The organism is Streptomyces sp. NPDC058326, from assembly GCF_042879855.1.
Taxonomy (GTDB): Bacteria; Actinomycetota; Actinomycetes; order Streptomycetales; family Streptomycetaceae; genus Streptomyces.
Map to the genome: position 1 here is coordinate 161,050 of NZ_JBHVZO010000017.1, position 20,660 is coordinate 181,709.

Annotated in this window: 19 protein-coding genes and 5 tRNA genes; 9 read left to right on the forward strand and 15 right to left on the reverse strand. The window is 70.3% G+C overall.

Annotated elements, in window-relative coordinates:
• Positions 1 to 81 precede the first annotated feature (81 nt).
• The 4 genes from ACFVYX_RS27565 to leuC form a co-directional block, all read right to left on the reverse strand.
• Positions 82 to 789 (reverse strand): HU family DNA-binding protein, encoded by a 708-nt coding sequence (locus tag ACFVYX_RS27565; protein ID WP_389684187.1) that lies wholly within the window; start codon positions 787 to 789, stop codon positions 82 to 84.
• A gap of 143 nt (positions 790 to 932) precedes the next feature.
• Positions 933 to 1,160: a hypothetical protein gene (locus tag ACFVYX_RS27570; RefSeq protein WP_030206244.1), complete on the reverse strand. Its 228-nt coding sequence runs from the start codon at positions 1,158 to 1,160 to the stop codon at positions 933 to 935.
• A gap of 104 nt (positions 1,161 to 1,264) precedes the next feature.
• The gene (leuD, locus tag ACFVYX_RS27575; RefSeq protein ID WP_389684188.1) at positions 1,265 to 1,858 is read right to left on the reverse strand and encodes a 3-isopropylmalate dehydratase small subunit; all 594 of its coding nucleotides are present in this window, start codon (positions 1,856 to 1,858) and stop codon (positions 1,265 to 1,267) included.
• Positions 1,859 to 1,864: 6 nt separating this feature from the next.
• The gene (gene leuC, locus ACFVYX_RS27580) at positions 1,865 to 3,289 is read right to left on the reverse strand and encodes a 3-isopropylmalate dehydratase large subunit (RefSeq protein ID WP_389684189.1); all 1,425 of its coding nucleotides are present in this window, start codon (positions 3,287 to 3,289) and stop codon (positions 1,865 to 1,867) included.
• Between the two features lie 140 nt (positions 3,290 to 3,429).
• On the opposite strand from leuC, the gene ndgR reads away from it, so the two are divergent.
• Positions 3,430 to 4,146, forward strand: coding sequence for an IclR family transcriptional regulator NdgR (gene ndgR, locus ACFVYX_RS27585; RefSeq protein WP_015036427.1), 717 nt, complete (start codon positions 3,430 to 3,432; stop codon positions 4,144 to 4,146).
• Between the two features lie 130 nt (positions 4,147 to 4,276).
• Here ndgR and ACFVYX_RS27590 read toward each other — a convergent pair.
• The 10 genes from ACFVYX_RS27590 to ACFVYX_RS27635 form a co-directional block, all read right to left on the reverse strand.
• Positions 4,277 to 4,349 (reverse strand) — tRNA-Glu (locus ACFVYX_RS27590).
• Between the two features lie 43 nt (positions 4,350 to 4,392).
• Positions 4,393 to 4,464 (reverse strand) — tRNA-Gln (locus ACFVYX_RS27595).
• A 14-nt stretch (positions 4,465 to 4,478) separates the two neighbouring features.
• Positions 4,479 to 4,551 (reverse strand) — tRNA-Glu (locus ACFVYX_RS27600).
• 84 nt (positions 4,552 to 4,635) lie between these two features.
• Positions 4,636 to 4,708 (reverse strand) — tRNA-Glu (locus ACFVYX_RS27605).
• Positions 4,709 to 4,751: 43 nt separating this feature from the next.
• A tRNA-Gln gene (locus ACFVYX_RS27610) sits at positions 4,752 to 4,823 on the reverse strand.
• Between the two features lie 92 nt (positions 4,824 to 4,915).
• Positions 4,916 to 5,638, reverse strand: a complete 723-nt coding sequence (locus ACFVYX_RS27615) for an HAD family hydrolase (protein ID WP_389684190.1) — start codon at positions 5,636 to 5,638, stop codon at positions 4,916 to 4,918.
• A gap of 40 nt (positions 5,639 to 5,678) precedes the next feature.
• The gene (locus ACFVYX_RS27620) at positions 5,679 to 6,323 is read right to left on the reverse strand and encodes a DUF4241 domain-containing protein (RefSeq protein WP_389684191.1); all 645 of its coding nucleotides are present in this window, start codon (positions 6,321 to 6,323) and stop codon (positions 5,679 to 5,681) included.
• A gap of 137 nt (positions 6,324 to 6,460) precedes the next feature.
• Positions 6,461 to 7,936, reverse strand: coding sequence for a glutamate--tRNA ligase (gene gltX, locus ACFVYX_RS27625; protein ID WP_389684192.1), 1,476 nt, complete (start codon positions 7,934 to 7,936; stop codon positions 6,461 to 6,463).
• Positions 7,929 to 8,723, reverse strand: coding sequence for a fumarylacetoacetate hydrolase family protein (locus ACFVYX_RS27630; RefSeq protein ID WP_384120819.1), 795 nt, complete (start codon positions 8,721 to 8,723; stop codon positions 7,929 to 7,931). Before ACFVYX_RS27630 ends, gltX begins: the two co-directional genes overlap by 8 nt.
• Positions 8,724 to 8,802: 79 nt before the next feature.
• Entirely contained in the window at positions 8,803 to 9,006 is a 204-nt protein-coding gene (locus tag ACFVYX_RS27635; RefSeq protein ID WP_389684193.1) for a hypothetical protein, read from the reverse strand.
• 569 nt (positions 9,007 to 9,575) lie between these two features.
• Between ACFVYX_RS27635 and ACFVYX_RS27640 the strand changes: the two genes are divergently transcribed.
• From ACFVYX_RS27640 to ACFVYX_RS27675, 8 genes are all read left to right on the forward strand, one after another.
• A complete protein-coding gene (locus ACFVYX_RS27640) occupies positions 9,576 to 13,391 on the forward strand; it encodes a nitrate- and nitrite sensing domain-containing protein (RefSeq protein ID WP_389684194.1) in 3,816 nt (1,271 codons plus the stop codon).
• Positions 13,392 to 13,400: 9 nt separating this feature from the next.
• Positions 13,401 to 13,814 (forward strand): roadblock/LC7 domain-containing protein, encoded by a 414-nt coding sequence (locus ACFVYX_RS27645; RefSeq protein ID WP_015036421.1) that lies wholly within the window; start codon positions 13,401 to 13,403, stop codon positions 13,812 to 13,814.
• Between the two features lie 175 nt (positions 13,815 to 13,989).
• Complete coding sequence (locus ACFVYX_RS27650) at positions 13,990 to 14,394, forward strand: DUF742 domain-containing protein (protein ID WP_024756254.1); 405 nt, start codon at positions 13,990 to 13,992, stop codon at positions 14,392 to 14,394.
• Positions 14,375 to 14,956: an ATP/GTP-binding protein gene (locus ACFVYX_RS27655; protein WP_384406214.1), complete on the forward strand. Its 582-nt coding sequence runs from the start codon at positions 14,375 to 14,377 to the stop codon at positions 14,954 to 14,956. The genes ACFVYX_RS27650 and ACFVYX_RS27655 overlap by 20 nt, the downstream gene beginning before the upstream one ends.
• A 339-nt stretch (positions 14,957 to 15,295) precedes the next feature.
• Complete coding sequence (locus tag ACFVYX_RS27660; protein ID WP_389684195.1) at positions 15,296 to 18,571, forward strand: nitrate- and nitrite sensing domain-containing protein; 3,276 nt, start codon at positions 15,296 to 15,298, stop codon at positions 18,569 to 18,571.
• A gap of 7 nt (positions 18,572 to 18,578) precedes the next feature.
• Positions 18,579 to 18,992: a roadblock/LC7 domain-containing protein gene (locus ACFVYX_RS27665; RefSeq protein WP_026057603.1), complete on the forward strand. Its 414-nt coding sequence runs from the start codon at positions 18,579 to 18,581 to the stop codon at positions 18,990 to 18,992.
• A 92-nt stretch (positions 18,993 to 19,084) separates the two neighbouring features.
• Positions 19,085 to 19,645: a DUF742 domain-containing protein gene (locus ACFVYX_RS27670; RefSeq protein WP_389684206.1), complete on the forward strand. Its 561-nt coding sequence runs from the start codon at positions 19,085 to 19,087 to the stop codon at positions 19,643 to 19,645.
• Positions 19,626 to 20,207: an ATP/GTP-binding protein gene (locus ACFVYX_RS27675; RefSeq protein ID WP_266897066.1), complete on the forward strand. Its 582-nt coding sequence runs from the start codon at positions 19,626 to 19,628 to the stop codon at positions 20,205 to 20,207. The genes ACFVYX_RS27670 and ACFVYX_RS27675 overlap by 20 nt, the downstream gene beginning before the upstream one ends.
• Before the next feature lie 145 nt (positions 20,208 to 20,352).
• Here the strand turns inward: ACFVYX_RS27675 and ACFVYX_RS27680 are convergent, their stop codons facing one another.
• Complete coding sequence (locus ACFVYX_RS27680) at positions 20,353 to 20,547, reverse strand: acyl-CoA carboxylase subunit epsilon (protein ID WP_389684196.1); 195 nt, start codon at positions 20,545 to 20,547, stop codon at positions 20,353 to 20,355.
• Positions 20,548 to 20,660 lie beyond the last annotated feature (113 nt).

Sequence of the window (20,660 nt, forward strand, 5' to 3'; positions counted from 1 at the left end):
CTCGCGCGCCACGGCACCCGGACGCGCCGCGGGCCGGGCTCCCTGGGGGGAGCCCGGCCCGGCGGATCGGTACCGCTCGTCCTACTTCTTGGCGGCGGTCTTCTTGGCGGTCGTCTTGCGCGCCGTCGTCTTCTTGGCGGGCGCCTTCGTCGCCGTGGCCTTCTTCGCCGCCGGCGCGGTCTTCTTGGCCGTGGCCTTGGTCGCCTTCTTGGCGGCGGCGGCCGTGGTGGCCTTCTTGGCGGCGCCGTTCGCGGTCTTCTTCGCCGCGGGCGTGGTCGCCTTCTTCGCGGGGGTCGCCTTCTTGGCGGCCGCCGTGGTGGTCTTCTTCGCGGGGGTCGCCTTCTTGGCGGCCGCCGCGGTGGTCTTCTTCGCCGGCGTCGCCTTCTTCGCGGCGGCCTTCTTGGCGGTGGTGGCCTTCTTCGCGGCGGCCTTCTTCACGGTCGCGGAGGCGCCGCCGGTGAGGCTGCCCTTGGGGGCCTTCTTGACGGAGACCTCGCCACCCTTGGGGAGCTTCTTCGAGCCGCTGACCAGGTCCTTGAAGCCCTGACCTGCACGGAAGCGCGGGACCGAGGTCTTCTTGACCCGCACTCGCTCACCCGTCTGCGGGTTGCGGGCGTAGCGGGCCGGACGGTCGACCTTCTCGAACGAGCCGAAACCCGTCACCGAGACCCGGTCGCCCCCGACCACGGCACGCACGATGGCGTCAAGCACGTGGTCGACGGCTTCGGCGGCCTGCTGGCGACCGCCCATCTTGTCGGCAATCGCTTCTACGAGCTGCGCCTTGTTCACGTCTTCCCCTTCGGAGACATTGCCAGAACGAAAGTGTTCAAGCTTTTTCGCACGTTAGGCATGTATATACCGCAAATCAAACACGAAACGGTCTAATCACCCTAGTGCCGCAACGCGGAAGATCCGCTGCGGAGTTCTCGGTGTCAGTCGTCCTCTGGGAATCGGCCCTCGTCGAGGTCCTTCATCAACCGGTCCAGACGCGCTGCCGCGTCCTTGAGATCGTGCTTCGCCGCGGCCGTCACGACCAGCAGCTTCCGGGACAGCGCCATCCTTACGCCCTCCGGGACTTGCAGTGAGCGCACTCTTGTGTGCGCTTCCTTCAATCGGGCGGCGACTGCCTCGTAGAGCTCGAGTTGGCTGTCGCGTTCCATGCACCGATTGTGCCATCTAGGGCGAGTTGTCGCCCGACAGGGTCTCAACAAGCGACTGCGCCCCCCACCGGAAGGTGGGGGGCGCAGTCTTGGAAAAGCGCTGCTCAGACCGTAATTGTACGGGGCTTGTGAGCCGGCCGGGCCGCCTCGTAGGCCGCGATGTCGGCTTCGTTCTGAAGGGTGAGGCTGATGTCGTCGAGTCCGTTCAGGAGCCGCCAGCGGGCGTTCTCGTCGAGCTCGAAGTCGGCGTCGATCCCGGCGGCCAGGACCTTGCGCCGCTCCAGGTCGACGGTGACCTCGGCGGTCGGGTCGGCCTCGGTCAGCTCCCAGAGCGCGTCCACCGTCTCCTGCGGCAGGACCACGGTCAGCAGGCCGTTCTTCAGCGAGTTGCCGCGGAAAATGTCGGCGAAGCGCGAGGAGATGACCGTCTGGAAGCCGTAGTTCTGGAGTGCCCAGACGGCGTGCTCACGGGAGGAGCCGGTGCCGAAGTCGGGGCCGGCGACCAGGACCGAGGCGCCCTGCCGCTCGGGGCGGTTGAGGATGAACTCGGAGTCCTTGCGCCAGGCCTCGAAGAGGCCGTCCTCGAAGCCGTCGCGGGTGACCTTCTTCAGCCAGTGCGCCGGGATGATCTGGTCGGTGTCGACGTTGCTGCGGCGCAGCGGGACGGCCCGGCCGGTGTGCGTGGTGAAAGCTTCCATGGTTCCTCAGACCCCCGCGGTGGTGGCGACGTCGGACAGATCGGCCGGGGAGGCCAGATGGCCCAGGACGGCGGTGGCGGCGGCGACCTGGGGCGAGACCAGGTGGGTCCGGCCGCCCTTGCCCTGCCGGCCCTCGAAGTTGCGGTTGGAGGTGGACGCGGAGCGCTCACCGGGCGCCAGTTGGTCGGGGTTCATGCCCAGACACATCGAGCAGCCCGCGTGCCGCCATTCGGCGCCGGCCTCCTTGAAGACCTTGTCCAGACCCTCCTCGACGGCCTGCAGGGCGACCCGGACGGAACCGGGGACGACCAGCATGCGGACCCCGTCGGCGACCTTGCGGCCCTGGAGCAGGCCGGCGGCGTTGCGCAGGTCCTCGATGCGGCCGTTGGTGCAGGAGCCTACGAAGACGGTGTCGACCTTGATGTCGCGCAGCGGCTGCCCGGCGGTCAACCCCATGTACTCCAGGGCCTTTTCGGCGGCGTGGCGCTCCGAAGCGTCTTCGTACGAAGCCGGGTCGGGGACGTTCGACGAAAGCGGCGCGCCCTGGCCGGGGTTGGTGCCCCAGGTGACGAACGGCGCCAGCGAGGCGGCGTCGATGACGACCTCGGCGTCGAAGACGGCGTCCTCGTCGGACTTCAGGGTCTTCCAGTACGCGACGGCGGCGTCCCAGTCCTCGCCCTCGGGGGCGTGGGCGCGGCCCTTCAGGTAGTCGAAGGTGGTCGCGTCGGGGGCGATCATGCCCGCGCGGGCGCCGGCCTCGATCGACATGTTGCAGATGGTCATCCGGGCCTCCATCGAGAGTTTCTCGATGGCGGAGCCCCGGTACTCGAGGATGTAGCCCTGGCCGCCGCCGGTGCCGATCTTCGCGATGATCGCCAGGATCAGGTCCTTGGCCGTGACGTCATCGGGCAGCTCGCCGTCGACCGTGATGGCCATGGTCTTCGGGCGGGCCAGGGGCAGCGTCTGGGTGGCGAGCACGTGCTCGACCTGGCTGGTGCCGATGCCGAACGCCAGCGCGCCGAAGGCGCCGTGCGTGGAGGTGTGGGAGTCGCCGCAGACCACGGTGGTGCCGGGCTGGGTCAGGCCCAGCTGCGGTCCCACCACGTGGACGACGCCCTGCTCGACGTCGCCCAGCGGGTGCAGCCGGACGCCGAACTCGGCACAGTTCTTGCGGAGGGTCTCCAGCTGGGCGCGGGAGACCGGGTCGGCGATCGGCTTGTCGATGTCGAGGGTCGGGGTGTTGTGGTCCTCGGTGGCGATGGTGAGGTCGAGGCGCCGCACCTGCCGGCCGTTCTGACGCAGGCCGTCGAAGGCCTGGGGGCTGGTCACCTCGTGCAGCAGGTGCAGATCGATGAAGAGGAGGTCGGGCTCGCCTTCGGCGCGCCGGACGACATGATCGTCCCAGACCTTCTCCGCGAGTGTCCTACCCATCGCTTTCCCTCCGGCCGGCGGCTGCGCCGACACCACTAGAGACCCGTTTCGCGAGCCGTTGTGCGGCCGCCTCACCAGAGTGACAAGATCCTCGGAAAATTGAACTTGCGTTTCACAGAGTGAGACGTGAATATCGTTGCATGGACAACTCTAGCGGCGTAGGCGTTCTCGACAAGGCAGCCCTTGTCCTGAGCGCCCTGGAGTCCGGTCCGGCCACCCTCGCAGGACTGGTCGCGGCGACGGGACTCGCACGACCCACGGCACATCGTCTCGCCGTGGCACTGGAACACCACCGGATGGTGGCCCGCGACATGCAGGGCCGGTTCATCCTCGGACCGCGCCTGGCGGAGCTCGCCGCCGCGGCCGGCGAGGACCGCCTGCTCGCGACCGCGGGCCCGGTACTGACGCATCTGCGCGATGTCACCGGCGAGAGCGCCCAGCTCTACCGGCGCCAGGGCGACATGCGCATCTGCGTGGCGGCGGCCGAGCGTCTCTCGGGCCTGCGGGACACCGTCCCGGTCGGCTCGACGCTGACGATGAAGGCCGGCTCATCGGCGCAGATCCTGATGGCCTGGGAAGAGCCCGAGCGGCTGCACCGCGGCCTCCAGGGCGCCCGCTTCACGGCGACGGCCCTGTCGGGCGTACGGCGCCGCGGCTGGGCCCAGTCGATCGGCGAGCGGGAGCCGGGCGTGGCGTCCGTCTCCGCGCCCGTACGCGGCCCGTCGAACCGCGTGGTGGCCGCCGTCTCGGTCTCCGGACCGATCGAGCGTCTGACGCGCCACCCGGGCCGTATGCACGCCCAGGCGGTCATCGACGCCGCCGCCCGTCTCTCCGAGGCGCTCCGCCGCACCGGCTGACGTACCCCTTTCCCTCTGTTCGTCCCCGGCCCACCGCTCCAACGCCGCAGCGGTGGGCCGGAGTTGTGTCCGTGTCAGATGGAGAACAGCGAAGAAGCCCTCCCCCGAAGGGAAGGGCTTCTTCGTCTTGTACCCCCGACCGGATTCGAACCGGCGCTACCGCCTTGAGAGGGCGGCGTGCTAGGCCGCTACACAACGGGGGCCTTGCGGATGAGATCCGCGTACGTGCAGATGAAGCTCTGCGAGCTGGCCTACCTGGACTCGAACCAAGAATGACGGTACCAGAAACCGTAGTGTTGCCAATTACACCATAGGCCATGGCGATTAAACCGTACCCCCGACCGGATTCGAACCGGCGCTACCGCCTTGAGAGGGCGGCGTGCTAGGCCGCTACACAACGGGGGCCCTAGCGATCCCACCCGACCTGAGCCGGGTGATGTCACCGTGGATTCACCGGGAGCTACCCAAGTGATCTACAGGATGGATCAGTACCCCCGACCGGATTCGAACCGGCGCTACCGCCTTGAGAGGGCGGCGTGCTAGGCCGCTACACAACGGGGGCCTTGCGGATGAGATCCGCATACGTGCAGATGAAGCTCTGCGAGCTGGCCTACCTGGACTCGAACCAAGACTAACGGAACCAGAAACCGTCGTGCTGCCAATTACACCATAGGCCACCGGGGCAACTTCCCCGCCAGGGGGATCTTGCTCGGCTTGCGCTTTCCGGGCTCTTGCCTTTCGGCTTGTTCCCCTCGGCGCAGGAAGAACATTACCCGAAGGTGGACGGTGCTCCAAAACGGGTATCCCCGCGGAGCAGGGCCGGGAGCTGGTGCAGGTCGGTGATCCGGTTGAGCTCCGGTCTGCCGCCCGTGGCGGAGCGATCCAGCCACACCCCCCACAGCCCCGCCTCACGGGCGCCGCGGGCGTCGATGTCGGGCTGGTCCCCCACGTACGCGATCTCGTGCGGGGCGAGGTCCAGTGCCGCGCAGGCGGCGTGGAAGGCCTCGGGGGCCGGCTTCGCGATGCCCAGCTCGGCGGCGCAGAGGACGGCCTCGAAGCGGTCGCTCAGGCCGAGCGCGCGGAGCTTGGGTTCCTGGGCCTGGATGCTGGAGTTCGACAGGACCGCGTGCCGGTAGTCGGCGGCGAGGAGGTCGAGGACGGGGAGGGTGTCGGGGAAGAGTTCCCAGGCGGCCTCGTAGTGGACCACGTACCGCCCGAACCAGTCGTCGGCCTCCGTGTCCGTGAGTCCGGGTGCCCCGAGGAAGTCCCTGACCCGGTGGCGCCGCTGGTCCTGGAAGGTGCCGCCCGTCGCCTCGAAGCGCCGCCAGTGCAGCTCCGTGAGCTCCTTCCAGCGGCTCAGGGCGTCCTCGACGGACTCGTGGGCCCCGAGCAGTCCCTCGGCGGCGAGGTGGGCCCGCATGCCGGCCCGGTCGGCGCTCGCGTAGTCGAAGAGGGTGTCGTCGATGTCCCAGAGGACCGCGCGGATGGCCATGGGACCGACCGTACGCCGGTGGCGGACCCTCCGGGAGCGGTTACCGGGTCCGGGTGAAGCGGAAGGGACGGAAGTCGGTGACGAAGCAGACGACCTCGCCCCCGGCGTCGCGGCCGATCCAGGTCGCGTAGAGGCCGTCGCCCCATCCCGAGGTGAAGACGGCGACGCCGTGGCCGTTCTCCCCCTCGGCGACGAAGGCGGTCGGGAAGGACGGACTGTTGTCCAGGCCGTCCCAGACGACGCCCGCCTCGTCGTCGGTGCCGGGGAAGGAGTGGTGGGCGACGGTGTCGAGGAAGCAGCCGGCGCCGGCGTCCACTCCGTAGCCGAAGCAGTCGTCCTCGGGGGCGTCCTCGCCGGGGACCAGGGCGGGCTCCCAGCGGGCCACCGGGGTGTCGCGGATCACGAGGCGGGCGGCGGCGTTCACGGTGTGGTCGTAGGGGTACGTGAAGGACGCCTCCGCGGTCTGCACCCGGTAGCGGCCGGGCGGGACCGTGACGGTGAAGGGCTCGGGGCGCTCGTCGTCGTCGCAGAGGTGGACGATCGGGTCGCAGGCGACGAGCCGGCCGGTGGGCAGCTCCAGCTCCCCCACCTCCCGTACGCCGAAGGTGACGTCCTTCTTGTCCTCGGTCGGGACGACGGCACCCGGGGTGAACCAGTGGGTGTAGTCAGGCGGTGTCATGGACATGGGCCGACCCTAGGGCGCGGGTATGACACGGGGACGGCCGCCGGAGAGCCTCCGGCCGGCGTCCCCGTGGCGTACGGGAAGGCCACGGGGGGCGGCGGCCTCACCGGCCGCCGCCCCCCGTCACGTATCGGAAGCCGTCAGGCCGACAGCTTCGCCAGGGCCGCGTCGATGCGGGTCAGGGACTTCTCCCTGCCCAGGATCTCCATGGACTCGAAGAGCGGCAGGCCGACCGTGCGGCCGGTGACGGCGACGCGGACCGGGGCCTGGGCCTTGCCGAGCTTGAGGCCGTGGGCCTCGCCGGCGGCCAGGACCGCGTTCTTGAGGGACTCGGGGTCGCTCCAGTCGGCGTCCACGAGCTTCTCGCGGGCCGTGGTGAGCAGCGCGGCCGGGTCGCCCTTCATCGCCTTGTCCCACGAGGGCTGGTCGAAGACCGGCTCCGGGAGGAAGAGGAAGTCGACGTTGGCCGTGATGTCCGAGAGGACGGTGATGCGCGTCTGGGCGTGCGGCGCGATGGCCTCCCAGGCGGCGCGGTCGAAGTCCTCGGGCGCCCAGTTCGCGTGCGGGGCGCGCAGCCAGGGCTCGCAGGCCTCGGCGAAGGTCTTCACGTCGAGCATGCGGATGTGGTCCGCGTTGATCGACTCGGCCTTCTTGAGGTCGAAGCGCGCCGGGTTGGCGTTGACGTCGGCGATGTCGAACTTCGACACCATCTGCTCGATGGTGAAGATGTCCTGGTCCGCCGAGAACGACCAGCCCAGGAGGGACAGGTAGTTCAGCAGGCCCTCGCGGAGGAAGCCGCGCTCCCGGTAGAGGTTGAGGGAGGCCTCGGGGTCGCGCTTGGAGAGCTTCTTGTTGCCCTCGCCCATCACGTACGGCAGGTGGCCGAAGGAGGGGATCTCCTTGGCGACGCCCAGCTCGATCAGCGCCTTGTAGAGCGCGATCTGGCGCGGGGTGGAGGAGAGCAGGTCCTCGCCGCGCAGGACGTGGGTGATCTCCATCAGGGCGTCGTCGACCGGGTTGACCAGGGTGTACAGCGGGGCGCCGTTGGCGCGCACGATGCCGTAGTCCGGGACGTTGTCCGGGGTGAAGGTGAGCTCGCCGCGGACCAGGTCCGTGAAGGTGATCGGCTCGTCCGGCATCTTGAAGCGGACGATGGAGTCGCGGCCCTCGGCGCGGTAGCGCTCGATGCGCTCGGCGCTCAGGTTGCGGCAGGTGCCGTCGTAACCGGACGGCTTGCCGGCCAGGCGGGCCGCGTCGCGGCGGGCCTCGAGCTCCACGGCGGTGCAGAAGCAGTGGTACGCGTAGCCGCCGGCGAGCAGCTTCTCGGCGACGTCCTTGTAGATGTCCATCCGCTGCGACTGGCGGTACGGCGCGTGCGGGCCGCCGATCTCCGGGCCCTCGTCCCAGTCGAGGCCGAGCCACTTGAGGGAGTCGAGCAGCTGCTCGTACGACTCCTCGGAGTCGCGGGCCGCGTCGGTGTCCTCGATGCGGAAGACCATGGTGCCCTCGTTGTGCCGGGCGAAGGCCCAGTTGAAGAGGGCGGTGCGGACCAGGCCCACGTGGGGGTTGCCGGTCGGCGAGGGACAGAAACGGACGCGGATGTTCGCGTTAGCCACGCTTGATCACCTTATTGGTGAGAGTGCCGATGCCTTCGATGGTGACGGCGACCTCGTCGCCGACGTTGAGGGGGCCGACCCCGGCGGGGGTGCCGGTGAGGATGACGTCGCCGGGGAGCAGCGTCATGGCCTCGGTGATGTGGACGACCAGGTCCTCGATGGAGCGGACCATGTCGCTCGTCCGACCCAGCTGGCGCTGTTCGCCGTTGACCGTGGCCTGGATGGTCAGGTCGCTCGCGGCAGCGATGCTCATGTCCGTCTCCACCCAGGGGCCGAGCGGGCAGGAGGTGTCGAAGCCCTTGGCGCGGGCCCACTGCTTCTCGCGCTTCTGGGCGTCGCGGGCGGTGACGTCGTTGGCGCAGGTGTAGCCGAAGATGACGTCCTTGACGCGCTCGCGGGGCACCTCGCGGCACATCCGGCCGATGACCACGGCCAGCTCGGCCTCGTGGTGCAGCTCGTCGGAGAAGGAGGGGTACTCGATGGCGTCGCCGGGGCCGATCACCGAGGTGGTGGGCTTGAAGAAGGCAACGGGGACGTCGGGGACCTCGTTGCCGAGTTCGGCGGCGTGCTCCGCGTAGTTGCGGCCGATGGCCACGACCTTGTTGGGGAGCACGGGCGGCAGGAGCCGTACCTTGCTCAGCGGGACCTTGGTGCCGCTGAGCTCGAAGTCGGTGTACGGGATGCCCTTGATGATGTCGAGGACGAGGCCGCCGGACTCGACGGTTCCCTCGCCCTCGACGGCGCCGAAGGCCACATTGCCGTCGATGGAGAATCTGGCGATGCGCACGAGTGCTGTCGCCCCTCACTTGATGCTGGCTGGAGTCTGACGCTCCAGGCTAACGCGGCGGGGGCGCCCGACCTGCGAATCAGCGGGAGGCGGAGGCGTACGGCTCGGGCTGGTACGGGGCGGGGGGCTGCATGAGGACGGTGCGGCGGGGGTTGGCCGTCCGGGCCGGCAGCTCGGCCGCGTACTCCGGCCGGGCGCCCCGGTCGAGCTCTGCGGCGTCCGTGAGGTGGACGAGGGTGGAACGGCGGGGGTTGGCCGTGGTGCCGGGCGTCGTCGTCTTCATCGCGGTGATCTGACCTTGTTCCGGAACGGGCGCCGCGTATCGGCGCGGGAAGGTGTAAAGCGTCAGGCTAAACATCCGATTCCCTTCGAATGCATGGCTAAGACATCGATCCACGTGTGAGTTTGCTCACGACTGACGGAATAATCCAGGCATTACGGACGGTCTCCTGTCGCCACGGAAAGGGACATTACGCCACTGAATGTTCTATTCCGCTCCTGATCATCGCGACTGGGACACACGGGCACGCGCAGCCATTGGAGGGGAAAAGTCCCAATCCTCCGTGATCATCTTCTACATGCGGTGACGCCGCGCGCACGCGTTGTCATGGCCCTCCCGCCGCGACACGCGGCCCTTGTTGGAGATCCGGCACTGTGCTGGAATTCCACGCACCGCCGCGGGTTTCAAGCCGGCGCGCAGGGGGCGCAACGCAGCGCCGGCCATGTGGCGGGGAAGGGGGAACTGCGCCGGTCACCGACGACCACCCTGGGGTGCTCACGCACCCCGATTGACGCCGACACCGTCCTCTCCGTTCACCCGGAAGGACGCCTGGTCCAGAGGTTGCGACGCTAGTGCAGGGACGTTTCAAGAGGGATGGCTCGGGGTCTCCCCCGGCCCGCCAGGGCCGAGCGAATGCTCCGGCGGAGCAGGAACCGCGTGCCGGGACCGACCGCGGTCCCTCGGCCTCGCGCACCCCGAACCAGGGTCAGGGACCGTCCGGCGAGGGCGGTGACGGCGGCAGGCGCACGAGCGCCGCGGCCGCTGCCGCCGAGCCGTCCGAAGCCGCCACCAAGCCCAAGGTCAAGGCCGAGAACGAGGTCGGCCCGCGAATAGCCCTGCGCAACTGGCGCATCTCCACGCGCCTGGTCGCGCTCCTCACCCTCCCCGTGGTCGCCGCGACGACCCTGGGCGGCATCCGCATCAGCGAGTCGCTGGCGGACATGGAGCAGCTCGACCACATGCAGCTGCTGACCAAGCTGACCCGAGAGGCGACCGACCTCGCGCAGGCCCTGCAGGCCGAGCGCGACCTGTCCGCGGGCCCCCTGGTCAACGGCCGGCCGGTCAGCGACTACCAGGTCGCCAACCCGCGCCGGAAGACGGACCTCGAGTACAAGGCCTTCCTGGAGGCCACCGAGGACATCCCGGCCACCGAGGGCGACGAGGCGCTGCGCAGCATCCGCCAGAACGTCAACGGGATCGCCTCGCAGGTCATCCAGCTCAACACGATCCGTGGAAACGCCTACGAGAAGGGCGTCTCCCACTCGGTGACGGTCGAGGCGTACAGCCGTCTCATCCGCGCGCTGCTCAGCCTGTCCCAGGACATGGCGCAGGCGACGAGCAACCCCGAGATGATCAAGCGGACCCGTGCGCTCGCCGCGTTCTCGTCCGCCAAGGAGTACGCCTCCATCCAGCAGGCGATCATCGCGGCGGCACTGCCCGCGAGCGACAAGACCTCCGGAAGGATCCAGCAGGGCGACCGCCTCTACGGCGAGGCCGCGCTCAACTCCGAGAGCGACGAGCTCAAGTCCTTCCAGGCGATCTACGAGTCGACCGGTGGTGACGCCACCGAACGGACGGCGTCCCTGAACACCGGCAACCCGTCGATCACCGCCGCCGAGAAGTACGCCGAGCGCGTCCTCAACGCGGACAACGCCATGCCGGAGGCCGAGAGGCGTGGCCACCTGAACTTCACCGACGAGTACGGCACCAAGATCGCCGCCATGAACCGCATCGAGCGCGGTCTGCTCGGCGACATGGAGACCATGGCCCGTGAGCTGCGGCAGGAGTCGCAGCGCGAGGCCATCATCAACGGTGCGCTGATCCTCCTCGTCCTCGGCGTCTCGCTCATCGGCGCCTTCGTCGTGGCCCGGTCCATGATCCGCTCGCTGCGCCGGCTCCAGGACACCGCGACCAAGGTCGCCCAGGACCGTCTGCCCGAGCTCGTCAAGCAGCTCTCCGAGTCCGACCCACAGGACGTCGACACCTCCGTCGAGTCCGTCGGTGTGCACTCCCGGGACGAGATCGGCCAGGTGGCCGCGGCCTTCGACGACGTGCACCGCGAGGCCGTCCGCCTCGCCGCCGAGCAGGCCCTCCTCCGGGGCAACGTCAACGCGATGTTCACCAACCTCTCGCGCCGCTCCCAGGGCCTCATCCAGCGTCAGCTCTCGCTCATCTCCGAGCTGGAGTCCCGCGAGGCCGACCCGGACCAGCTGTCCTCGCTCTTCAAGCTCGACCACCTCGCAACGCGTATGCGCCGTAACGGTGAGAACCTCCTCGTCCTCGCCGGTGAGGAGCCGGGCCGCCGCTGGACGCGTCCGGTCCCGCTGGTCGACGTCCTGCGCGCCGCAGCCTCCGAGGTGGAGCAGTACGAGCGCATCGAGCTGTCCTCCGTCCCGGCGACCGAGGTCGCCGGCCGCGTCGTCAACGACCTCGTGCACCTCCTCGCCGAGCTGCTCGAGAACGCCACCTCGTTCTCCTCGCCGCAGACCAAGGTCCGGGTCACCGGTCACGCGCTGCCCGACGGGCGCGTGCTCGTCGAGATCCACGACACCGGCATCGGCCTCTCCCCCGAGGACCTCGCCGCGATCAACGAGCGGCTCGCCTCGCCGCCCACCGTGGACGTCTCGGTCTCCCGCCGCATGGGTCTCTTCGTGGTCGGCCGCCTGTCCCTGCGACACGGCATCCGCATCCAGCTGCGCCCCTCCGACTCGGGCGGCACCACCGCGCTCGTCATGCTGCCGGTCGACGTCGCCCAGGGGAACAAGAAGCCGATGCCCAAGCAGGGTGCCGGTGGCCAGGGCGCGATGCCGCAGGGTGGCTCCGCCCCCGGTGGCCGGCTTCCCGGCGGTCCCGGCGCGGCCGGTGGCCCCGGCGGCGGACGTCCGGGCCAGGGCGGTGCGCCGTCGGCGACGGCCGGCCGGCTCGGCACCGGAGCGCCGCGCGCCCAGGTCGGCGCGAGCGGTCCCCGGGCCGCGCTGCCCGCCCGGGACGGTGGCCCGCAGAGCGCCCCGCAGCCGCAGAACGCCCAGCCGGACCGGACGGGTCAGCTGCCGCAGATCCCCCAGGCACCCGAGGGTCCGCAGGGCGGCCAGCCGCTGCGCCCGGGTCCCGGCGGTGGTCTCATCGGCGGCGCCGCGAGCGCCATCCCCTCCCGTACGGACGTGTGGGGCAACACCGGCGGCCCGCAGGCCGGACCCGGCGCGACGCAGCAGGCCCCGCAGGGCAACCAGACCGGTGGGTACGAGTTCCCGCGCGCCGAGCTGCCGGGGGGCAACCCCCAGCCGCAGCGCCCGCAGGCCGCGAGCTGGGGCAACGACCCGGCGCAGCAGCCGGTGCGGCGCCAGCGGCAGGAGATGTCCCCGCTGGACGCCCCGCGCGGTCACGAGGAGTCGGAGACCACCGGCCTGTTCGGAGCCGCGGCGGCCCCCCACGGCCCCGGCTCCACGGGCCAGTTCCCGCGCCCCGACTTCGGTGCTCCGCAGCAGCAGGGCCAGCGCCCGGGAACCCCTCAGGGGTACCAGGGTGGTGCGCAGGACCCGGCGTCCACGGCGCAGTTCCCGCGTCCGGACTTCGACGCCTCGCAGGGCCCGGGTTCCACGGGTCAGTTCGCCCGCCCGGACTTCGGTGCTCCGCAGGGCCCCGGTTCCACGGGGCAGTTCGCCCGTCCCGACCTCGGCTCCCCGCAGCAGGCCCCCCAGGGCGGCCAGCAGCAGCAGTTCGGCCGGCAGCCCTTCGTACCGCAGGCACAGCAGCGGGCCCAGGCCCCGCAGGCACCGGCCCCGCGTCAGCGCACCGGAGGCGACCCCGGCGGTCAGCGTCCGGGCTCCGAGCCGGTCCAGCAGCCGCAGCTCCAGCAGCCGCGCCGTCCGGAGGCCCTGCCCCCGGCGAGCGGCACGGGCGACATGCGTACCCCGCTGTACGACACGCTGGAGACCAGCTGGCACCACCAGGAGCAGGGGCAGGCCCCCGGCGCCGGCCGTGTTCCGGACGTGGCGCAGACGACGCAGACCCCGGTCGTGTCGCAGCCCTCCGCTCCGGCGCCCCGGCAGACCGGTGACCCGGCCGCCGGCGCCGGCCAGCAGAACGGCGGGGCCGCCTGGCGGACCTCGCCCAACGACGAGTTGGTGCGTCAGGCCGAGCGGGTGCGCAAGCCCGCGGCCGGCGGCGTCACCACCTCAGGTCTTCCCCGGCGCGTGCCGAAGGCCAACCTCGTACCCGGGACCGCACAGGAGCAGGCCCACACGGCCGGCCCCCAGGTCTCGCGTGCACCCGACGACGTCCGCGGCCGGCTCACCAATCTGCGCCGCGGCATCCAGCAGGGCCGCCAGGCCGGCAACTCGACCACGGGTAGCCACCACCTCGGTCCGAACCCTCAGCAGGAGCGCTAGTTGAACGCGATGAGCCAGGCGGCGCAGAACCTGAACTGGTTGATCACCAATTTCGTGGACAACACCCCTGGGGTGTCGCACACGGTGGTGGTCTCCGCCGACGGACTCCTGCTCGCCATGTCCGAAGGCTTCCCCCGTGACCGTGCCGACCAGCTGGCGGCGGTCGCGTCCGGACTGACCTCGCTGACCGCGGGCGCGTCCCGGATCTTCGAGGGCGGCCCCGTCGCGCAGACCGTGGTGGAGATGGAGCGCGGCTTCCTCTTCCTCATGCAGGTCTCCGACGGCTCCTCACTGGCCGTGCTCGCCCACCCCGAGTGCGACATCGGCCTCGTGGGCTACGAGATGGCGCTGCTTGTCGACCGGGCCGGCAGCGTCCTCACCCCGGACCTCCGCGCGGAGCTCCAGGGCAGCCTGCTCCACTAGCCCGCACCACCAGCCGGTTCCGCATCCGGGACAGGACCCCTCGCACGACCGATCCACAGGGCGGTACGCCCCTCCGTACCGCCCTGCGCACCGTTCAAATCGTCCGGCCGCCCCACCCGGCCCCCCACCGGCCCCATCCGACGGCAGAAGTCTTGCTGTCACGCCCGGAGGATTCATGACCCCGCCCCCCGCCTCTCACGATCCGTACGGCGCCTCAGTCGACGAGTACGGGTACGAGGGCGACCAGCCGCTGGTGCGTCCTTACGCGATGACCGGCGGCCGGACCCGGCCGCGCTACCAGCTCGCCATCGAGGCGCTGGTCAGCACCACGGCCGACCCGGCGCACCTCGCCACCCTGCTCCCCGAGCACCAGCGGATCTGCCACCTGTGCCGTGAGGTGAAGTCGGTGGCCGAGGTGTCGGCGCTGCTCTCGATGCCGCTCGGTGTCGCCCGCATCCTCGTCGCCGACCTGGCGGAGGCCGGCATGGTGGCGATCCACCAGCCGGGCAACGGAGAGACCGGCGGCACGCCGGACGTGACTCTGCTCGAAAGGGTGCTCAGTGGACTTCGCAAGCTCTAGCGGCGGCGCGGCCCGTTCAACCACCAGCGCGAAGATCGTGGTGGCGGGTGGCTTCGGCGTGGGCAAGACCACGTTCGTCGGCGCCGTCTCCGAGATCGACCCGCTGCGTACGGAGGCCGTGATGACGTCCGCTTCGGCGGGCATCGACGACCTCACGCACACGGGTGGCAAGACGACGACGACCGTCGCCATGGACTTCGGCCGCATCACCCTGGACCAGGACCTGATCCTGTACCTGTTCGGCACCCCCGGACAGGACCGTTTCTGGTTCATGTGGGACGACCTGGTCCGCGGCGCCATCGGCGCCGTCGTCCTCGTCGACACCCGCCGCCTCGCCGACTGCTTCCCCGCCGTCGACTACTTCGAGAACAGCGGCCTGCCCTTCGTCATCGCCCTCAACGGCTTCGACGGAGCCCAGCCCTACCAGCCGGAGGAAGTCCGCGAGGCCCTCCAGATCGGCCCCGACACCCCCATCATCACCACCGACGCCCGCCACCGCGCCGACGCCAAGAGCGCCCTCATCACGCTCGTCGAGCACGCCCTGATGGCCCGCCTCAAGTAACCGGTCCTCCAGGGCGGTTGTCATATGCCGCTGCCAGGGGCGGTCTGTGTCCTTCGACACGGCCGCCCGCCCGTTCATAACGTTTCGACAGAGAATTGGAGCGCCCCGGACACACGACGCATCCGATCGGTGTCACTGCGCTCACATGAGCCCCGCCATTTGGCGGGGCTCGCTCTTTATGCCCGTTTTATACGAGGCCTGGACCACTGAAGGCGGCCGCATCCCACTGTTTGGAACGGACCCCCTTCACGTGCTGCAATTCATGAACTCCCGAGTAGTACGGCCCTGAACGAAACACCGGCACAGCGTAGGTGCCGACGCCGAGAGGTTGTTGGTCGAGTGAGGCGAAGCAAGGAAAGCTCCGCGGAGCAGGAGACGCGGGGCAACTTCACGCCGCCGTCGCGTTTCGCGGTGTCGCCCGCGGATGTACCCGTGACACCGCCGCCCGCCGAGGCCGCCGGCAAGGGAAGCCCCAGCAAGCTTTCGCCCCGCAACTGGCGGGTGCCCACCAGGCTGAACGCGATCCTCTGCATACCCGTGCTCGTCGGCCTCGTCATGGGCGGCTTCCAGGTCAAGGGAGCCATCGACACCTGGCAGGAGGCGCAGGACGCCGAGAAGACGGCCCTCATCGTGAGCGCCGCCTCGGAGTACAGCACCGCCCTGCTGAACGAGCGTGACCTCACCGCCGGCCCGCTGCTCGCCGCGAAGTCCGCCGAGGACCGCAAGAGCGACGATGTCCAGAAGGCGTACGCCGCGACCGACGCCGCCCGGCTGAAGTTCGACGAGGCCGCCAAGAACCTGCCCTCGGGCCAGGGCCTGGAGCGCCGGCTCCGTCTCTTCAGGGACGAGGAGCCCAAGCTCGACGCGCTGCGCAAGGCCGCGTACACCCGCTCCCTCGACCCGGTGAACACCCAGCTCGGGTACACCGGCGTCCAGCACTACCTGACCGAGTTCTCCAACGAGCTCGGCCTCGGCACGGGCAACGTGACGGCCTATGGCCGCAGCGTCTACGCAATCCAGCTGGCCAAGGGCGCCGAGTCGCTCCAGCGCTCCATCGGCACCCAGCTCCTGGTCCGGCCCAGCCGCCAGGAAGCCGTCTTCGCCCAGCAGTCCGTGGCGTTCAACTCGTACAACTACCTGGAGCAGATCGCCCTCGGCGAGTTCGCCTCCGGTGGTATGCCCGAGGACGTCGAGCTGCTGAAGAAGGTCATGGCCGGGAAGGCCACCGAGGGCGCCAAGCAGATGCAGGCCGCCGGCATCGAGCTGCCGAAGGGCAAGGACGGCTCCGTCTACTCCGGCTCGGCCTCCGCGATCGGCACCGCCAAGTCCCCCGAGGCCCTGGCGGCCCTGAAGTCCAAGGGCATCACGGCCGAGACGTGGATGGCGGTCGCCACCGCCAAGTTCGAGGGCTACTCCGAGGTCGAGAAGGCGCTCGTCGACAAGGCCGTGGCCGAGGCCGTGAAGATCTCGGACGAGGCCAAGACGGACGCCTGGGTCATCGGCGGCATCGTCGTCATCGCCCTGCTCGCCGCCTTCATCCTCGCCGGGATGATGGCCCGCCAGATGAGCCGCTCGATGCTCCAGCTGCGCAACGCCGCCTTCGGCATCGCCGAGCAGCGCCTGCCGATGCTGGTCGACCAGCTCTCGCGCACCGAACCGGGCCGCGTCGACACCCGTGTCCAGCCCATCCCGATCGACTCGCAGGACGAGATCGGCGAGGTCGCCCGCGCCTTCGACCAGGTCCACCGCGAGGCCGTCCGGCTCGCCGCCGAGCAGGCCATGCTCCGGGGCAACGTCAACGCGATCTTCACCAACCTCTCGCGCCGCAACCAGTCGCTGATCGAGGGCCAGCTGACCCTCATCACCGACCTGGAGAACAACGAGGCCGACCCGGACCAGCTGGAGAACCTCTTCCGCCTGGACCACCTGGCGACCCGTATGCGCCGCAACGGCGAGAACCTCCTCGTCCTCGCCGGCGAGGAGCCCGGCCGCCGCTGGGACCAGCCGGTCCCGCTGGTCGACGTCATGCGCGCCGCCTCCTCCGAGGTGGAGCAGTACGAGCGCATCGAGCTCGCCGGTGTCCCGGAGGCCGAGATCCACGGCCAGGCCGTGACCGACCTCGTGCACCTGCTCGCCGAGCTCCTGGAGAACGCCACCACGTTCTCCTCCCCGCAGACCAAGGTCCGCGTCACCGCCACCCGTCTTCCCGACGGCCGTGTGATGGTCGAGATCCACGACAAGGGCATCGGCCTCACCGCCGAGGACTTCGCGGACATCAACCACAAGCTGGCGAACCCGCCGACCGTCGACGCGGCCGTCTCGCAGCGCATGGGCCTCTTCGTGGTCGGCCGGCTCGCGGACCGCCACGGCATCCGGGTCCAGCTCCGCCCCTCGGGCGAGCAGGCCGGCACGACCTCGCTCGTCATGCTGCCGGACGCGATCACGCACGGCGGTGGCGCCGAGCAACCGCTCCAGGACGACTTCACGGTCTCCCAGATCATCCCGCAACAGCAGCAGCAGAGCGCCTTCGAGAGCGCGCCTCAGCAGCAGCCGATGCTGACCGCCGCCGACCTCGGCTTCGACGACTCGCGCTACGAGCAGCCGGCCGAGGAGGAGCGTCAGCTCGACCCGGTCAACCGCTCGCTGCGGCGTGAGGGACGGCGTGCCGCTCTGGAGGCCCAGGCGCAGGGCGACGACCGCCCGCTCTTCCGCGACGAGGCGGACCAGGCCGAGCAGCCGGAGCAGGCGGACGCGTACGGGCACCAGGCACAGGAGTACGGCCAGGGCCAGGAGTACGGTCAGCAGCAGGCCCAGGAGTACCCGGCGGAGCAGTACGCCCCGGCGCAGGAGTACGGGCAGCAGCAGCCCCAGCAGGGGAACGGGTACGGCCAGGAGTACGCGGCCGGCTTCCCGCAGCAGGACGGCTACGCGTACCCGCAGCAGGGGTACGAGACGTATCAGCAGCCCGGCTATGCGGAAGCTTCGTACGAGGCGCCGGAAGCCGAACACCAGCAGCACGGAAACGCGTTCGATGGCCAGTCCGATCAGGCACAGTGGCAGGATCAGAACGCTTACGGCGACGGCTGGAGCCAGCAGTACGGAGCAGAAGCGGAATCTGCTCCGGGCGCTCCCGAACAGGCCCGCGAGCGCGTAGGCTTCGACCGTCCGGGTCCGACCCCCAGTCCCGCCCCGGACGCCGGTCACGCGCTGACCGACGCCGGTCTGCCGCGCCGCGGCGGCAGCGCCTCGCAGAGCCAGCAGGCGCCGCAGCAGCAGGCGCAGCCGGCGCAGGAGCAGCAGCAGAACGAAGCCGACGGCACCGACGACTGGCGCTCGACCAACGACGAGCGCTGGCAGCGGGCCGGAAAGCTCAAGGACCCGAAGGCGGGCGGGGTCACCTCGTCCGGTCTCCCCCGCCGGGTCCCCAAGGCCAACCTGGTCGAGGGCACGGCTGAGCAGACCCCGCAGGGCGGCCCCCAGGTCTCCCGCGCACCCGAGGACGTACGGGGCAGGTTGAGCAACCTGCGCCGGGGCGTCCAGCAGGGTCGCACCGCGGGAACGGACACGAACGGATCGGGCCTCGGCCCGGGCAGTACCTACAACCAGGAGCGTTAGTGTGAGCATGAGCCAGGCGGCGCAGAATCTGAACTGGTTGATCACCAACTTCGTGGACAACACCCCCGGGGTGTCGCACACGGTGGTGGTCTCCGCCGACGGACTCCTGCTGGCGATGTCCGAGGGCTTCCCCCGGGACCGCGCCGACCAGCTGGCGGCCGTCGCCTCCGGACTGACCTCGCTGACCGCGGGCGCGTCCCGGATCTTCGAGGGCGGTGCGGTCAACCAGACCGTGGTGGAGATGGAGCGCGGCTTCCTCTTCATCATGTCGATCTCGGACGGCTCCTCGCTGGCCGTGCTCGCCCACCCGGAGGCCGACATCGGTCTCGTGGGCTACGAGATGGCCCTGCTGGTGGACCGCGCGGGCACCGTACTGACTCCTGACCTCCGGGCGGAGCTTCAGGGAAGTCTTCTCAACTAACAGACAGACAGTGCGTTTCGCGCCACCGCACCGTAAGGTGCGGTGGCGCGGTTCCACGGGACATGGACCGCGAGGCAGTCGAGGAGGAGAACGTGGGAACACCACCGGGCGCAAGCCCCTACAACGGTTATGACGCGCACCAGGCGCCGCTCGGCGACCCTGCGCAGAACCGGTTCAACTTTCCCTCCGCCCCCAGCAGACAGGGCGCGTCGCAGCCCTACCGGCAGCCTCAGGGACCGTCCGCGTCCGCACACGGCGCCTCGCGCGCTCCGTCCGCCGCCGGTTCCGGTTCCTCGGGCGGTTCCGGCGGGCACAACCCGCTGGTACGCCCGTACGCGATGACCGGCGGCCGGACCCGGCCGCGCTACCAGCTCGCCATCGAGGCGCTGGTCAGCACGACGGCCGACCCGTCCCGGCTGCAGGGGCAGTTGCCCGAGCACCAGCGGATCTGCCGGCTGTGCTTCGAGATCAAGTCGGTCGCGGAGATCTCGGCCCTTCTCTCCATCCCCCTCGGCGTCGCCCGAATCCTCGTCGCCGACCTGGCCGAGGCCGGACTCGTCGCCATCCACCAGCCGGGCGGCGACGCAGCCGCCGGCGGCCAGCCAGACGTGACACTGCTCGAAAGGGTGCTCAGTGGACTTCGCAAGCTCTAGCGGCGGCGCGGCCCGTTCAACCACCAGCGCGAAGATCGTGGTGGCGGGTGGCTTCGGCGTGGGCAAGACCACGTTCGTCGGCGCCGTCTCTGAGATCAACCCGCTGCGTACCGAAGCCGTCATGACGTCCGCGTCCGCGGGCATCGACGACCTCACGCACACCGGCGACAAGACGACGACGACCGTCGCCATGGACTTCGGCCGCATCACCCTGGACCAGGACCTGATCCTGTACCTGTTCGGCACCCCCGGACAGGACCGTTTCTGGTTCATGTGGGACGACCTGGTCCGCGGCGCCATCGGCGCCGTCGTCCTCGTCGACACCCGCCGCCTCGCCGACTGCTTCCCCGCCGTCGACTACTTCGAGAACAGCGGCCTGCCCTTCGTCATCGCCCTCAACGGCTTCGACGGAGCCCAGCCGTACCAGCCGGAGGAAGTCCGCGAGGCCCTCCAGATCGGCCCCGACACCCCCATCATCACCACCGACGCCCGCCACCGCGCCGACGCCAAGAGCGCCCTCATCACGCTCGTCGAGCACGCCCTGATGGCACGCCTGCGGTAGTCCCGGCGGAACGACGTACGGAAGGGCCCCGCACCGATCTGGTGCGGGGCCCTTCTGTCGCGGGCACCGTGGGCGGACGCGCCCGCCCACGACGCACGGAAGGGCCCCGCACCGGTCGGTGCGGGGCCCTTCCTCACAGGGGGCGTCAGCGCCAGCTGTGCGGGGCGCGGAAGCCGTGCTCACGCTCCAGGCGGCGCCAGCCGGCCGTGGTGCGCGCCTGGTGGTCCGTCTGCTCGGGCGTGGCGGCCGCGCGGGCGAGCAGCACCGCCGTGATGGCGGCGAGCTCCTCGGGGTCGGCGTGGCCCTTCTCGACGCGGAGAAGGCTGGCGGGGGTGCTCACGTGGATGACTCCTCTTACTGAGGCGGGTTGCCGTGCTTGCGGGACGGCAGGTCGGCGTGCTTGGTGCGGAGCATCGCGAGGGACCTGATGAGTACCTGGCGGGTGTCGGCGGG

Coding starts and splice junctions, on each gene's coding strand:
- ACFVYX_RS27570 (WP_030206244.1), bottom strand. CDS start 1,160: ATGGAACGCGACAGCCAACTCGAGCTCTACGAGGCAGTCGCCGCCCGA.
- ACFVYX_RS27635 (WP_389684193.1), bottom strand. CDS start 9,006: ATGAAGACGACGACGCCCGGCACCACGGCCAACCCCCGCCGTTCCACC.
- leuC (WP_389684189.1), bottom strand. CDS start 3,289: ATGGGTAGGACACTCGCGGAGAAGGTCTGGGACGATCATGTCGTCCGG.
- ndgR (WP_015036427.1), top strand. CDS start 3,430: ATGGACAACTCTAGCGGCGTAGGCGTTCTCGACAAGGCAGCCCTTGTC.
- ACFVYX_RS27620 (WP_389684191.1), bottom strand. CDS start 6,323: ATGTCCATGACACCGCCTGACTACACCCACTGGTTCACCCCGGGTGCC.
- ACFVYX_RS27665 (WP_026057603.1), top strand. CDS start 18,579: ATGAGCCAGGCGGCGCAGAATCTGAACTGGTTGATCACCAACTTCGTG.
- ACFVYX_RS27645 (WP_015036421.1), top strand. CDS start 13,401: ATGAGCCAGGCGGCGCAGAACCTGAACTGGTTGATCACCAATTTCGTG.
- ACFVYX_RS27650 (WP_024756254.1), top strand. CDS start 13,990: ATGACCCCGCCCCCCGCCTCTCACGATCCGTACGGCGCCTCAGTCGAC.
- leuD (WP_389684188.1), bottom strand. CDS start 1,858: ATGGAAGCTTTCACCACGCACACCGGCCGGGCCGTCCCGCTGCGCCGC.
- ACFVYX_RS27615 (WP_389684190.1), bottom strand. CDS start 5,638: ATGGCCATCCGCGCGGTCCTCTGGGACATCGACGACACCCTCTTCGAC.